Source organism: Pseudomonas sp. GW823-FHT02C05, assembly GCF_058797595.1.
This window is the reverse complement of sequence record NZ_JBXAJU010000003.1, coordinates 971,734-986,265: the sequence shown is the minus strand read 5'-3', so window position 1 is coordinate 986,265 and position 14,532 is coordinate 971,734. Positions and strand designations below refer to the sequence as shown.

The 14,532-nt window shown below is 63.6% G+C and carries 14 protein-coding genes; 7 read left to right on the top strand and 7 right to left on the bottom strand.

Annotated elements, in window-relative coordinates; all coding sequences use genetic code 11:
* Positions 1-66 precede the first annotated feature (66 nt).
* The 6 genes from AC1RGE_RS20985 to AC1RGE_RS20960 form a co-directional block, all read right to left on the bottom strand.
* A complete protein-coding gene (locus AC1RGE_RS20985; RefSeq protein WP_019095066.1) occupies positions 67-957 on the bottom strand; it encodes a pseudouridine synthase in 891 nt (296 codons plus the stop codon).
* Positions 958-1,036: 79 nt separating this feature from the next.
* The gene (locus AC1RGE_RS20980) at positions 1,037-1,357 is read right to left on the bottom strand and encodes a hypothetical protein (RefSeq protein WP_011062499.1); all 321 of its coding nucleotides are present in this window, start codon (positions 1,355-1,357) and stop codon (positions 1,037-1,039) included.
* Between the two features lie 40 nt (positions 1,358-1,397).
* Positions 1,398-1,844 carry a S24 family peptidase gene (locus AC1RGE_RS20975; protein WP_492584941.1) on the bottom strand — a complete coding sequence of 149 codons (447 nt, stop codon included), beginning with the start codon at positions 1,842-1,844 and terminating at the stop codon, positions 1,398-1,400.
* A 111-nt stretch (positions 1,845-1,955) separates the two neighbouring features.
* Positions 1,956-2,192, bottom strand: a complete 237-nt coding sequence (locus AC1RGE_RS20970; RefSeq protein WP_011062501.1) for a glutaredoxin family protein — start codon at positions 2,190-2,192, stop codon at positions 1,956-1,958.
* A 69-nt stretch (positions 2,193-2,261) separates the two neighbouring features.
* Positions 2,262-3,233 carry an acyltransferase family protein gene (locus AC1RGE_RS20965; RefSeq protein ID WP_072442883.1) on the bottom strand — a complete coding sequence of 324 codons (972 nt, stop codon included), beginning with the start codon at positions 3,231-3,233 and terminating at the stop codon, positions 2,262-2,264.
* Positions 3,234-3,269: 36 nt separating this feature from the next.
* Positions 3,270-4,364, bottom strand: a complete 1,095-nt coding sequence (locus AC1RGE_RS20960) for an acyltransferase family protein (protein ID WP_015636519.1) — start codon at positions 4,362-4,364, stop codon at positions 3,270-3,272.
* A 220-nt stretch (positions 4,365-4,584) separates the two neighbouring features.
* Here AC1RGE_RS20960 and AC1RGE_RS20955 point away from each other — a divergent pair, with 220 nt between their 5' ends.
* Positions 4,585-6,540: a monovalent cation:proton antiporter-2 (CPA2) family protein gene (locus tag AC1RGE_RS20955; RefSeq protein ID WP_492584939.1), complete on the top strand. Its 1,956-nt coding sequence runs from the start codon at positions 4,585-4,587 to the stop codon at positions 6,538-6,540.
* A gap of 62 nt (positions 6,541-6,602) precedes the next feature.
* Here the strand turns inward: AC1RGE_RS20955 and AC1RGE_RS20950 are convergent, their stop codons facing one another.
* A complete protein-coding gene (locus AC1RGE_RS20950) occupies positions 6,603-7,811 on the bottom strand; it encodes an ammonium transporter (protein ID WP_011062505.1) in 1,209 nt (402 codons plus the stop codon).
* A 335-nt stretch (positions 7,812-8,146) separates the two neighbouring features.
* Here AC1RGE_RS20950 and AC1RGE_RS20945 point away from each other — a divergent pair, with 335 nt between their 5' ends.
* The 6 genes from AC1RGE_RS20945 (at position 8,147) to AC1RGE_RS20920 (ending at position 14,529) form a co-directional block, all read left to right on the top strand.
* Complete coding sequence (locus AC1RGE_RS20945) at positions 8,147-8,461, top strand: ElaB/YgaM/YqjD family protein (RefSeq protein ID WP_011062506.1); 315 nt, start codon at positions 8,147-8,149, stop codon at positions 8,459-8,461.
* A gap of 1 nt (position 8,462) precedes the next feature.
* The gene (locus AC1RGE_RS20940; RefSeq protein ID WP_011062507.1) at positions 8,463-8,852 is read left to right on the top strand and encodes a phage holin family protein; all 390 of its coding nucleotides are present in this window, start codon (positions 8,463-8,465) and stop codon (positions 8,850-8,852) included.
* Positions 8,849-9,190 (top strand): hypothetical protein, encoded by a 342-nt coding sequence (locus tag AC1RGE_RS20935; protein ID WP_492584937.1) that lies wholly within the window; start codon positions 8,849-8,851, stop codon positions 9,188-9,190. The genes AC1RGE_RS20940 and AC1RGE_RS20935 overlap by 4 nt, the downstream gene beginning before the upstream one ends.
* A gap of 125 nt (positions 9,191-9,315) precedes the next feature.
* Entirely contained in the window at positions 9,316-10,479 is a 1,164-nt protein-coding gene (locus tag AC1RGE_RS20930) for an EAL domain-containing protein (protein ID WP_011062509.1), read from the top strand.
* 225 nt (positions 10,480-10,704) lie between these two features.
* Positions 10,705-12,036 (top strand): deoxyguanosinetriphosphate triphosphohydrolase, encoded by a 1,332-nt coding sequence (locus tag AC1RGE_RS20925; RefSeq protein WP_011062510.1) that lies wholly within the window; start codon positions 10,705-10,707, stop codon positions 12,034-12,036.
* A 768-nt stretch (positions 12,037-12,804) separates the two neighbouring features.
* Positions 12,805-14,529, top strand: coding sequence for a ShlB/FhaC/HecB family hemolysin secretion/activation protein (locus AC1RGE_RS20920; RefSeq protein ID WP_011062511.1), 1,725 nt, complete (start codon positions 12,805-12,807; stop codon positions 14,527-14,529).
* The last annotated feature ends 3 nt before the right edge of the window (positions 14,530-14,532 follow it).

The window sequence follows — 14,532 nt, the reverse complement described above, 5'->3', positions numbered from 1 at the left end:
GGTTGTCGACCTGAAAACAATAAAACCCGCCTGGTGCGGGTTTTATTGTTTCTGCGCCTGGGGTATTCACCACTGCAGGCTGATGCGGCTCTCGAACTCGCGTTCCTGCCCGCTCAACGGGTCGATGAAACGCAGCCCCTGGGCCAGCAGCTTCAGCGGCCGGGCATAGTCGTCCTCGATGTCCTTGAGCACCTCGGGATAAAAGGGATCGTTGCAGATCGCCGCTCCCAGGGCATTCATATGCACCCGCAGTTGGTGCTTCTTGCCCGTGACCGGGTACAGGGCGTAACGCCACAGCTCGCCGTGTTTCTCCCTGACCTCGATGGCTGTTTCGGTATTGCTTGGCCCCTGCGCTTCCTGCATGCGGAAGAAGGGCTCACCGTCCACCAGCCGGCTCTTGTGCAGCAGCGGAAAGTTCAACTGCGGCAAGGCAGCGGCAATCGCCTCGTAGCGTTTTTCTATCTTGCGGGTGGGAAACAGCGACTGATAGGCCGAGCGACTGTCTGGGTTCGCGGAGAACAGCACCAGCCCAGCCGTATGCCGGTCGATACGATGCAGGGGCACCAGGTGCGGGTTGCCCAGGCGCCGGATCAAGCGCCGCAACAACGTCTGCTCGACGTACTCTCCTGCCGGGGTCACCGGCAAAAAGTGCGGCTTGTCCGCCACCACCAGATGCTCATCGGCGTAGAGGATGGTTTCCTCGACCGGAATCACCTTTTCATCCGGCACCTCGCGAAAGTAGTGAATCCTCAAGCCTTCGCGATAGGCCAGCTCCAGACTGATAGGCTGGCCCTGCCCGTCCAGCACCCGGCCACGGGCGATACGGTCCAGCCACTGCTCGCGGCTGATGGCCTTGAAGTGATCACACAGACAATCCAGCACCGTCGCCCAGGAGCCCGGGGGCAGGTACAGGGTACTGGCCTGATGCTGTGCAGCGGAAAAAGGTGCGGATGACATACAAAAAGCTCGAAGGATCAATGCAGGGCGGCATTATCCAACAGCCGCCACAAGGAACCTAGGAACAGTTTCCGAGGTTTCAGGCGCAGGACTGCTTGGCCTGGGCCGCGGCCTCGGTGAACTCCTTGAGCCAGCGCAATACATCCACCGCCTCCCAGCGGCCCGGATCGTAGAGGGCGTACAACAGCCCCTGGTAACCCACCACGTCCAGTTGCCGGTGGTAGCCCGCACGCTGGAACAAGGCTTCGATCTCGGCAAAGCAGGTGTTGAAGTGCAGCTTGTTGAAGGGCGTCTTGCCTTCGGTGACCAACCCGTCCAGGCGCAGCTCAAGCACCGCTTCACGCACCACATCGGTGGGCATGCTGTTCACGCTGTTTTTCAGTTGTTCGACATTGACCATCATCTATTCCTTTAACGGTTTGAAGCGTCCACCACACTCATCAGGGCTGCTTGCGCCCCACATAACTGACCACCCACAACACCACGCCCCAGATCTCGATCGAGCCCAGGTCATCCAGAACGATGGAGGGGATTGAAGGGCGCGCCGCCTTGAGCAGCAAGCCGCCACGAGGATCGGGCGCTAGCAGGCGCAGCGAGTATTCGCTGGCGCCCTGGGCCCGAACCACCAGGTACTGGTCGACCGCCGGAGTGGCCGAGCGGTCGACGATCAACCGGTCACCGGGGTAGATGCCGAACCCCAGCAGGTTGTCATCGTCCACCAGCAGGCCATGGATCTGCGGCGCGCCCAGGCCCAGGGTCCGGTCGAGGGAAAAACCGCTGCCGCTGGGGCCATCGGCCAACGCGGCAGGCTCGCTGTCACCCAGCGACGCAAAGCGGGCTGGCATCGGTTGCGAGCGTTCGGTACCGGTCAGGAAAGTGAGAGACATGGCGAGACTCCTCGATAGCTGTATATGCATACAGTAAACCAATCGAGAGCTCTCGCCAATGAATTCGCACGATGAGCGACGGGCGGAAACCCTGCCCGCCCCCCTGGTGCATCAGCGCAGGAAGGCCACCACTTGCTCGGCGTCGAAGGGCCAGCCCAGCTCGGCGCCGGTATCCACCCGGCGCAGTACCGGGATGCGCAGACCGTAGCTGTCGAACAGTTGCTGGCTGTCGGCGATATCCACCAGTTCGACCATCAGGCCGTGCTCCACCAGGGGCATCAGCTCGGCCTCGGCCAGCTCGCACAGGTGGCATCCAAGGGTGCCGAACAATTGGCATTCAGGGGGCATGACTGGGCAACCAAAAAAGAACAGGTGCCTATTCTAGGCCCGAGAGAAAAAGCCGTCGACCAAGCGCCCTCAGAGAATGAAACGGACCCGGCGACTGGCCATGATCAACAGCGGCGCAACGCCAAAGGCCAGCAGCAGGACCAGCCCGGCCATGCCGTTGCCATAGGCCATGCCCAGGGACAAGGCGCCGAAGATGAACCAGGGATGCACGTAATACACCGCCGAAGACAGCTTGGCCGCGAAGTTGCTGTGGGAGGCCCGGAAGTACACCTGGGGCAACAGGAACAGGGCCGGGGCAATAACCAGCAATGAGGCGAGGAAGTCGAAGTTCTGCTCTACATCGGCGCGCAGGGCGAAGTTCAGCGCCGCCTCGGCCAGGATCAGCCCCAACCCCAGCGCTAGCCAGCAGCACACCCCGCGCCGGCTGAGCCGCTCTGCCAAGCGATGCCGGGCACAAAGAAAGCCGATGGCCATGAACGGGAAGCCCATGAACAGGAAATTGCGCGCGGTGTAGTCGTTCTGATTGAAGTGCTGGAGAAAGCCGTTGGGCAGTTCGTAGTAGACCCGCGCGTACTGCAGGCCCAGACCGATGAGGAACGCCGTCAGGGCCAGGCCGATCAGCGCACTTGAACGCCAGCGACGCAGCACCAGCAGCATCGCTGCGCCGCCGAGCATGCCCACCAGGTACCAGAGGTGGAAATAGCCGATCAGCAGCTTCTTCACGACCCCCAGCACCCCGCCCAGGCTGGCGATCGTGCTCGGGTCGATGTACTGCGGGCTGTAGACCAGCATCCAGAACAGGTAGAGCAGAAGGCCGCGCTTGAACCACTGGGCGAAGGAGTGGCCGCTCTCCAGGGTCTGGAAGAGGTAGTAGCCGTTGATGATGAAGAACGTCGGCACCGCCACCCGGAACAGGCCGTTGCACAGCAAGTAGCCGACCCAGGTGTAATTGCCCCCCAGCAGCTTGCAGTGCAGCGCCACCACCATCACCGCCAGCAGAACTTTCAGCGCGTCGAGGTTTGCGTTGAGCACTTTCGGCATCGATGGCTACCCGAGTAAGCAGGAAGGACCGGACGACTACACCGGATCGTAGTGTTTGCGCCGGGGGGCGGTACTGAACCGGCGCTTGCAGTAGGCCGTGGCACGATCGAGGATCGGCTTTTCATAAAAGTGATAGCCAACCCAGCCATAGCAGACCACCGCCGTCATCATCAGCACGATGAAGGCCAGGTTATCCACATAGCTCTCGGGCCAGGCGCCGATCACCTGCCAGGCCCGGCCGACGACCCCCAGCACCAGTAAGTGGGATAGATAGATGGTGTAGGACATATCACCGGTGGCTGTAAGAAACCCTGGCATACGGATCAGTTGCCGCCGCTCCAGCAAGGCCAGGGACAGGGTCAGGGTACCGAAGGTCAGGCCCACCGCGAGCATCCTCGGCAAGCCCTCGGTGAAGAACAGCTGGTAGGCGTAGATCAGCGGAAACCCCACCAGCAGAGCCGCCGCCAGCGCGACCCAGACCAGCGCCGTCGGCACCCTGGCGCTATGGGGTCCGTAGAAGAACAGCGCCAGGGCACTGCCGGCAATGAACTCCAGGGCGTAGGGATGGAGGATGATCTTAAGCGCCGGGGAATAGTCCTGCCAGTTCTGCAGCAGGTTGAACAGCACCAGCGCCACCGCCCACAGCAGCAGGATCAGCGGCAGGCGCTTTTCCTTGAAGAACAGGAACAGGGTGAACATCAGGTAGAACCACAGCTCGAACAGCAGCGACCAGGCCACCATCACCAGCAGCACCCGGTCATTGGGCAGCAGCAGGAAGGACATCCACAGGTTGGAGCCGCCGTGGGAGCTGTTCACCAGCGCCGGCTGCCACAGATACACCCCCAGGGTGATGAAGAAATACAGCCAGTAGGTGGGGTAAATCCGGGACAGGCGGTTGAACAGGAAGCGCTGGGTCTCGACGGTTTTCTGAAAGCGCCCACGACTGACGATGACCATCACGAAGCCGCTGATGACAAAGAACAGGTCGACCCCGAGCTGGAAGAAATTCAGCATGACCGGCAGCAGGATGTCACCGCCCGAATACTTGATTTCCACCGACATCATGTGGAACAGCACCACGCCCAACACCGCGGCGCCCCGCAACCCTTGCAGTGAATACAGACGCTCCATACACCTCTCCGACACCTCACTGGCAGGGTCCTGTGGATAACCCCGTCACCCGGGCACCGCCTTTATCGACAGTTTCTGAGCATAGCGAAGGCTCATGAATATGAGACATTCTCGACAAACAATGACCTGAATCAGCGTCACTCTCTGCGGCCCGGGTAATCCTCGCGCCTTTTTTTGCCTCTAGGCTTTGCCTTGCCCGCCCCCTGTCCGGAGATGCCCGTTGTTTGCCAATCTGCTGATCATTCTTGCCTCCTCGCTGGTGGTGATTGCGCTGTTCCGGCGCCTGAGCCTGCCCCCGGTGCTGGGCTATCTGTCGGTGGGCCTGATGGTCGGCCCCACCGCGCTGGACTGGGTCAACGACAGTGAGGACCTGCCCGACCTGGCGGAACTGGGGGTGGTATTCCTGCTGTTCTCCCTGGGCCTGGAGTTCTCCTTGTCGAAGATGCTTGCCCTGCGCCACGTGGTGTTTGGCCTGGGCAGCCTGCAAGTGCTGTGCACCGGCTTGATCCTCGGGGTCCTCCTGGCCCTGTTCGGCATGCCCCTGACCGCAGCGCTGATGCTCGGTACCGGGCTGGCCCTGTCCTCCACCGCTATCGTCAGCAAGGAACTGACCAGCCTTGGCGAGATCTTCAGCAGCCACGGGCAGAACGCCATTGGCGTGCTGCTGTTCCAGGACGTGGTGGCGGTGCTGTTGCTGACCCTGGTGCCGGTCTTCGCCGGCAGCAGCGAGCACGCCTGGTACTGGGCCCTGCCGGCGACCCTGGGCAAGACCGTGGTGCTGTTCGTAGGCCTGCTGCTGGCCAGCCGCTGGCTGTTGCCGCGGCTGTTCCATGAAGTGGCCGCTTCGCACTCCGCCGAACTCTTTGTGCTGCTGGCCCTGGTGATCGTCCTGCTCACCGCCTGGCTCACCCACCTGCTGGGCCTGTCACCGGCCCTGGGGGCCTTCCTCGCCGGCATGCTGCTGGGGGAAAGCCATTACCGGCATCAGATCGAGGCCGACATCCGCCCGTTCCGCGACATTCTCCTGGGGCTGTTCTTCGTCAGCATCGGCATGCTCATCGACCTGCAACTGTTCATCGACCATGCCCTGCTGATCACCGGCCTGACCCTGGCCCTGCTGCTGATCAAGGGTTCGGTGGTGGCGACCCTGCTCAAGCTGCGCGGCAGCGATGGCGAAACCGCCTGGCGCAGCGGCCTGGCCCTGGCCCAGGGCGGTGAATTCTGCTTCGCCCTGATGGCGCAGATGCAGCTCAGCCAGATGATCCCGCCCGACATCAGCAGCCTGCTGCTGGCCGCCACCTTCTGCTCGATGCTGGTAACCCCGCTGTTGCTGCGAGCGGCGCCGGTCATCACCGCCCGCCTGCACCGCAAGCCCAACCAGGCCGCGCAACTGGAGGAAATCAGCGCGCAGAACGCCGAGCTGCAAGGCCATGTACTGATTTGCGGGTATGGCCGGGTCGGCCAATCCATTGGCCGCTTCCTGCGCCACGAGCAACTGCGCTACATCGCCCTGGACGACGATCCGGTGCGGGTCCAGGAAGCGTCTGCGGGAGAAAGCTGCGTGCACTACGGCGACTGCCGGCGCGGCGACCTCCTGGCCGCAGTCGGCCTGGAACGGGCGCGGCTGCTGGTGATCGCAGTGGACAAGAGCGATATCGCGCTGACGGTGCTCAAGGCGGCGCGCCGCCTGGACCGCACGGTGCCGATCCTGGTGCGCACCCGCGATGACAGCCAGTTGGCGGAACTCAAGGCCGCCGGCGCCAACGAAGTGGTGCCCGAACTGCTGGAGTCGAGCCTGATGCTCGCCTCCCATGCCCTGATCATGCTCGGCCTGCCGGAGCAGCGAGTGCAGCGCACCGTGGATGAAGTGCGCCACAGCCGCTACCAACTGTTGCACGGCTTCTATCACGGCACCCAGAACAGCGCCCAGGACAACCGCGAACCGCCGGCGGTGCAGATGCACGCGGTCAACCTCGACGCCGATGCCTACGCCTGCAACCGGCCATTGCAGGAGTTGGGCCTGGAGGCACTGGGCGTGGATATACGCGGGGTGCAACGCGATAGCAACGACCTGCCGCTGAACCCCAGCCCGCGCCTGCAAGCCGGCGACCGGGTGCTGGTGTCCGGCCCGCAAGCGGCCATCGAGGCTTGCGAAGCACGCCTGCAAGCCGGTTGAAGCCACCCAGACCAAACCCCGGGCGACGTGCGCCCAGGGTCATCAATACCAGGGGCGTCGTCTCAGTCCTGGCTCACCGCGCCGATCTTGTGCAGCGACAGGTCGGCGCCGTAGTACTCCTGTTCCTGGGTCAGGCGCAGCCCGCAGACCGCCTTGATCACCCCATACACGGCCAGGCCGCCCAGCAGCGCCACCGCCACCCCGAGGCCGGTGCCGATCAACTGGCTGACCAGGCTGACCCCACCCAGGCCGCCCAGGGCACTCTGGCCAAAGATCCCGCAGGCAATGCCGCCCCATACACCGCACAGGCCATGCAACGGCCAGACCCCGAGCACGTCGTCGATCTTCCATTGGCTCTGCGCGGCGATGAAGCACCAGACGAACAGCGCTCCGGCAATGGCACCGGTGATCAAGGCGCCCACCGGGTGCATCAGGTCCGAGCCGGCGCAGATCGCCACCAGCCCGGCCAGCGGGCCGTTATGCAGGAAGCCGGGGTCGTTGCGGCCGACGATCAGCGCCGCCACCGTGCCGCCCACCATGGCCATCAGCGAGTTCACCGCCACCAGCCCGCTGACGCCCTGCAAGGTCTGGGCGCTCATGACGTTGAAGCCGAACCAGCCGACAATCAGGATCCACGAGCCCAGGGCCAGGAACGGAATGCTCGACGGCGCGAACGCCACCAGCTTGCCGTCGCGGTAGCGGCCATTGCGCGGCCCCAGCAACAGCACCGCGGCCAGGGCCAGCCAGCCGCCCATGGCGTGCACCACCACCGAGCCGGCAAAGTCATGGAAGCCGGCACCAAAGCGCTGCTGCAACCAGGCCTGCACCCCGAAGTTGCCGTTCCACACCAGCCCTTCGAAAAACGGGTAGACAAAGGCCACGATCAGCACCGTGGCGCACAATTGCGGCACAAAACGCGCGCGCTCGGCGATGCCACCGGAGATAATCGCCGGGATCGCCGCGGCGAAGGTCAGCAGGAAGAAGAACTTCACCAGGCCGTAGCCGTGATCGGCACTGATCACCGCCGCCGGTTGCAGGAAGCTCACGCCGTAGGAGATCCAATAGCCTATAAAGAAATAGGCCAGGGTCGAGACGGCGAAGTCACTGAGGATCTTCGACAGCGCATTGACCTGGTTCTTCTGCCGGACGGTGCCGACTTCGAGGAAGGCAAAGCCGGCGTGCATGGCCAGGACCATGACCGCCCCGATCAGGATGAACAGGGTGTTGGAACCGTGGACCAGGGTGTCCACAGCGCTTTGCAGATTTTCCATGGAGTAGGCAGATCCGAAATCGGCCAGCCGTTCCCTGGCAGGGCGCCCCGCTCCTTGCACCAAGTTGGCTCCCGGGCGCGCCATTGCACGCATTCGGTGAACCGTTTTGGCGCGCCGGGGGCGGCACGACAAACCACGGGGTGAGGACTGACCTGAGGTTATGGTTTTCTTGGCCAGGGTTTACGCGGGCTACAGCGCGACCCTCGCTCGTTTTCGGCGCAGGCCCGGGGCCTGGCGCACCAGGACAAAGCAAAAGCTGTACCAGACAATTGCAGTGAACCTTCGCCCAGGGCTCACACTCATAGCTCACACAAGCAACTAACGGAGATGGAACCATGGCCAGCAAAACGGCAAAGACGGCTCAAGAAGTACTGATGGCGGATTTTCAGGCACTGGTCAGTGACACGGAGCGTCTGCTGGAACACACCGCGACCCTGGCCGGCGACCAGGCCGACGAGTTGCGCGAGCAGATCCACGACAGCCTGCTCAAGGCCCGGGAGACCCTGCAACTGACCGAAGACTCCCTGCGCCAGCGGGGCCAGGCAGCGGTCACCGCCGCCGAGGACTATGTGCAGAGCAACCCTTGGCAATCGGTGGGCATCGCTGCCGGCGTGGGCTTCCTGATCGGCCTCCTGGCGACGCGGCGCTGATATGGCTATCGGCGAATCCACTTCGTCCGGCAGCGGCCCGAGCGCGTCTTCGCGGCGCCTGGGGGCGGCAGTCCTGGGGCTGCTGCACAGCCATGTCGAGCTGTTCGGCATCGAGTTGCAGGAGCAGAAAGCACGCACCGTGAGCCTGCTGCTGTTCGCCGGGCTGGCCCTGGTGTTCGCCCTGCTGTTGCTGGTGGGGCTGTCGGCACTGGTGCTGATCCTGTTGTGGGACAGCTATCGCCTGGCTGGAATCATCGGCCTGTGCGTGTTCTACACCCTGGCGGCGATCTTCTGCGGATTGCGCCTCAAGGCAGCGATCTTCGATGAATCCTCACCTTTCCACGCCACCCTCGAAGAGTTGGCCAATGATCGGGAGCGCCTCCTGCCATGAAACTGCCTGAAGTCCCGCAGAACACTTCACGCCGGGAAATGCGCAAGGTACTGATCCGCCTGCGCATGGAAATGCACCGCCAGGAAATCCGCCACGAGTCCCAGCAACTGCTGCAACCCCTGCAACGGGTCCGCGGCCTGGGGCAGAGCTGGCAGGAAGGCTTGGGCATCAAGCACGCCCCGCTCTGGGGCGTGGCAGTGGTGACGCTCCTGGGCTTCATCACCGGCAAGGGTGCCAAGAGCGGCGGTGCCGGCGGCCTCACACGCCTGGTTCGCCTGGGCACCACGCTGGTGCCGCTGATCAAGCTGGTGGTGCAAGGCTCCTCGCGCAAATCCTGAGCGGCGCTATCTGGCTGCATTCTTGCTAAGCAACCCGGATCGGCCCCTTTACCCAGGGGCCGGTTCGTGGCCGCCTACCCGTCAGCCACGGCCCTACTCCACCCAGACTCTTGTAAGGAGGCCCTGTGATCGACGGGCAACCGCTCGCCTGCTTCCAGCCCTTCATCGACACCGCCACCGGGCGTATCGCCGGGGTCGAAGCCCTGGGCCGCCTGCGCCAGGACAATGGCCAACTGGCGTCCGTGGGGCCGCTGTTCGCCGATCCTCGAACCCCCTCCAGCGCCCTGCGCCGCCTTGACCGGCTGATCCGCGACGACGCCCTGCGGCGCCTGCACGAGGCACCCGCGGACTGGTTCCTGAGCCTGAACATTTCCCCCCGATGGATCAGCCGCCTGCGCCCCGGGCAGCCCTTGCCCAGCCTCAAGCAATTGCAGCAGAACCGCGTAGACCCGCGGCGCATCGTGTTCGAGATCACTGAACTGGGGGGCAACAGCCAACGCCTCAGCGAAGTGGTGGAGCGCTATCGCCAGGCCGGAGCACGGATCGCCATCGACGACTTCGGCGCCGGCTACTCGCAACTGGACCGGGTGCTGGCCCTGCAACCGGACATCCTCAAGCTCGACATGCGCCTGTTCCAGGCCGCGGCCCGGGGTGGCCCCAGCAGCGACGTGGTCAAGGCCCTGGCGCAGATGGCGGAGAAGACCGGCTGCTGGATCATCGCCGAAGGTGTGGAAACCGAAGCCGAACTGGATTTCGCCCTGGAGTGCGGCTCGCGCTATGTACAGGGCTTCCTGTTTGCCCAGGCCGAGCAACAGTTTTACCCCAGCGATGCCTTCGTCCAGCCCTTCGCCCGCCTGCGCGAGCGCTACGTGCGGCACAAGCTGGCCGAACGCAACCGGCTGATGCGCATGCGCCTGCAACTGGCCGAACTGATGAACCTGCTGCAGGCCTGGGCCCAGGCCCAGGCGCCCATCAGCCAACTGCCCCGGGTCGAGGCCTTTCCCTGGCTACTGCGTTTCTATCAGTGCGACCGCCATGGCACCCAACTGACCCCGAACCTGGAATGGCGCCACAACAGCTGGCAGGCCGACAGCAGCTACGTTGGCCACAACTGGTCCTGGCGCCCGTACTTCTATCACCTGCTGGCCGAAGGCTGGGAGGAGCGACGCCTGACCCTGTCCAACACCTACCGCGACGCCACCAGCAACCAGTATTGCCTGACCGCCGGGCAGTTTTTCGACAACGGCCAGCGCCTGCTGCTGATCGACATCGACGCGGCCGGCCTGTAACCCCGTCCCGTTTGCCGGCGAACGCAGCGCCACGATGGATGCACGAACTGCGGGCCCTTTCGCCGGCAAGCCGGCTCCTACAGGTGGGCCGCAGGCCATGCCATTTCCGTGCAGGAGCTGGCTTGCCAGCGAAGGCGTCGACACAAGCGCAGACCATGCGCCTCTTGCGGCCACGCCCGAGAAACCGGAAGCTCTGCCCTTCAGTTTTTTTCGGAGAGACCCGCCTTGGATTGGCAGACCCTGCTCAACCGCGAACGCCTCGGAAAGCCAGTGCACAGCCCGGAAGAACTCGGCCGTAGCCCTTTCCACAAAGACCACGACCGCATCATCTTCTCCGGTGCCTTCCGCCGCCTGGGGCGCAAGACCCAGGTGCACCCGGTGTCCAGCAACGACCATATCCACACCCGCCTGACCCACTCCCTGGAAGTCAGCTGTGTCGGTCGTTCCCTGGGCATGCGCGTCGGCGAGACCCTGCGCAGCGCCTTGCCCGACTGGTGTGAGCCCAGCGACCTGGGGATGGTGGTGCAATCGGCCTGCCTGGCCCACGACATCGGCAACCCGCCCTTCGGCCACTCCGGGGAAGACGCCATCCGCCACTGGTTCCAGCAAGCCGCCGGGCGGGGCTGGCTGGATGCGATGAGCGAGGCCGAACGCCAGGACTTCCTCAACTTCGAAGGCAACGCCCAGGGCTTCCGGGTGCTCACCCAGCTCGAATACCACCAGTTCGATGGCGGCACCCGGCTCACCTACGCCACCCTCGGCACCTACCTCAAGTACCCCTGGACCGCGCGCCATGCCGACTCCCTGGGCTACAAGAAGCACAAGTTCGGCTGCTACCAGAGCGAGCTGCCGCTGCTGGAACAGATCGCCCACAAGCTGGGCCTGCCCCAGCTGGAAGACCAGCGCTGGGCCCGGCACCCGCTGGTGTACCTGATGGAAGCGGCGGACGACATCTGCTATGCCCTGATCGACCTTGAGGATGGCCTGGAGATGGACCTGCTGGAGTACGCCGAAGTCGAGGCGCTGCTACTCGGCCTGGTGGGCGACGACCTGCCGGAAACCTATCGCCAGCTGGGCCCCAGCGATTCGCGCCGGCGACGCCTGGCGATCCTGCGGGGCAAGGCCATCGAGCACCTGACCAACGCCGCCGCCCGGGCCTTTGTCGAACAGCAGGACGCCCTGCTGGCCGGCACCCTGCACGGCGACCTGGTGGAGCACATGCATGGTCCGGCCAAGCGTTGCGTACTCAATGCCAAGGATGTGGCGCGACGCAAGATCTTCCAGGACAAGCGCAAGACCCTGCACGAGATCGGCGCCTACACCACCCTGGAGATCCTGCTGAACTCCTTCTGCGGCGCGGCGCTGGAACAGCACGGCGGCAAGACCCCCTCGTTCAAGAACCGGCGGATCCTCGATCTGCTGGGCAATAACGCGCCGGACCCGAACTGGCCGTTGCATACCTCGTTCCTGCGCATGATCGATTTCATCGCCGGCATGACCGACAGCTATGCCAGTGAGATGGCCCGGGAAATGACCGGGCGCTCCAGCCCGCAATAACCGTCATTCATCAAGTGCCCGGCCACTGTGCCAGGCACTTGATATGACCTGCGACATCCAATCTGCAACTAAGGGAATCCCCTAGCCAGAGTATCGCTATAAAGTTTTCTATACGTCGATAATTTCACCGGCGACACCACCAGCAACTATGGGTGCAGTGCAGAATTCTTACCACCAAGACATCTAAGGAGATCCCCTAGCAACAACAGCCCGATTAAACAAGAACAACAATAGAGCAACTACTCAAACAGAAAGAGCAAGTAGCCGAAAACACTTGGCGCTCGCAAGTTGATATACGAACTGACGATTACAGAATTAAACACCCAGTTAGCCATTCAACCAAACATCCTACCTTTGAATAATTCACCCGAGCGCCACACCCCTTGCCAATCAGGGCTGACAAGCAAATTCCGTTAGCCTTCTATGTATTTACAATTTACGTACAAATAGCCTTTTGGGTTTCGGATAGTCTCGATTTCACAGGCTATCCCCCCCGCTGACCACCCCCGGAAAAATTAATTTTGCACTGCGCTGTAACGTTTCCACTGCAACTCACTCAACCCTTTTGTCATACCTGAATTTGCACTAACCCATCCGGCACTTACTCAGGAACTGTCACTTCCGAGCACTTGAGCACTGAACCTCAGATATAGATATCGTAGGTATTTAGCGTTCACAGGGCAGAACTAAAAGCGACGCCACTAGTTGAGCCTCATACCCGGCTTTCCGAGTGCCTGTCACTTCGTCTTATTACAGTAAGGATGCCAAGTGCCCTATTCATTACGCACTGACCGCTCCCTTCTCCCCCACACCAGCACTTGGTGCCTGGGACTGCTGCTGGGCCTGACGTACCTGACGCCGGCCCTGGCCGATAACCTGCAACCGGGCCAGGAAGCCCTGCGCCTGCAGCAACAACAGCAACGGGACCTGCAACAACTGCAACTGGAACAGCGCCAGCGGCAGATGCAGCGCGGCAGTTTCAGCAGCACCCCGGCGGCCCCCAGCCAACCTGCGCAGACTGCCAGCGACGAGCGCTGCTGGCCCCTGAGCGGCACCCGCATCGGCGGCGTCAGCCTGTTCGACAAGGCCCGGCTCAATGACTACATCAAGCCGTATGTCGCGCCGTGCATGGGGGCCAACCAGATCAACCAGCTGCTGGCGGCCATCACTCGCCTCTATGTAGAGGCCGGCTACATCGCCAGCCGCCCCTACCTGGCCAGCACTCCGGCGGCCGGGCACAGCCTGGATATCCTGGTAGAGGAAGGCTACGTCGAAGCCATCGAACTGGCCGACCAGAGCCTGCCGGTGTCCCTGCGCGGCGCTTTCCCGGGCATGCTCGGCAAGCCCCTGTACCTGCGGGACCTGGAGCAGGGCCTGGATCAACTGAACCGCCTGCGCTCCCTGGACCTGACCGCCGACATCGCCCCCGGCAGCCAGCCCGGGGCCTCGCGGATCATCCTGCGCTCGCGCAGCAGCGCCGCACGCTGGGGCCTGGGCCTGGGGGTGGACAACCTGGGCAGCGCCGGCACCGGGCGTGACCGGCAGTCGATCAACCTCAACCTCGACAGCCCGTTGCAGATCAACGATGCGCTGAACCTGAACTACAGCGACACCCTCAACCACGGCCCGCGCTACAGCCGCAGCAGCAGCCTGTTCTACTCGGTGCCCTACGGCTACTGGACCTACAGCCTGTTCGCCAGCCATGCCGAATACCGCGCGCCGCTCAAGCTGCCCCGCACCACCTTGTACAACAGCGGGCGTACCGACATGGTCAGCGGCCGCGCCGACCGGGTGCTGTGGCGCGACCAGAGCCACCAGCTCAGCGCCAACCTGCAACTGGCCTACAAGGATGTGGACAGCTACCTGCAGAAGGCCCACCTGCAGATCCAGAGCCCGACCCTGACCGTGGCCGAAGCCGGGCTCAACCTGTTCTGGCTCGACAGCGCAGTGTGGAACCTGGATGTCAATTACGCCCAGGGCCTGACCTGGTTCGGCGCCGACCGCGACTCGCAGCAGGTACAGCGCAACCTGCCCCAGGCGCAGTTCCGCAAGTACCGCGCCGGCCTCAGCCAGTGGCGCAACGGCCAGCTGGGCACCCAGCGCTGGCAGTGGCAGAGCCAGCTCTCGGCGCAGTACAGCCCGGACCCGCTGCCGGCCATCGAACAACTGCTGGGCACCGACGATTCGGCGGTGCGCGGCTATCGCATCAACAGTGCTTCCGGCGCCATTGGCGCGGTATGGCGCAACACCCTGCGCCTGCCGCTCGACAACGACCTGCCGGTCAAGATCACCCCGCGCCTGGGCCTGGACAACGGCTGGATCAAGGCCGAGCACGGCGCCCGGAGCCGGCAGCTGAGCGGTGCCAGCTTGGGGCTCAACCTGAGCTGGAAAAAACTCCAGGTCGACCTGGACTACCAACGCAGCCTCAACACCCCAGAAGGTTTCCGAACGGAGCCGGAAGTCTGGCTGGCCAGGTTCAGCCTGCAGATTTGACCC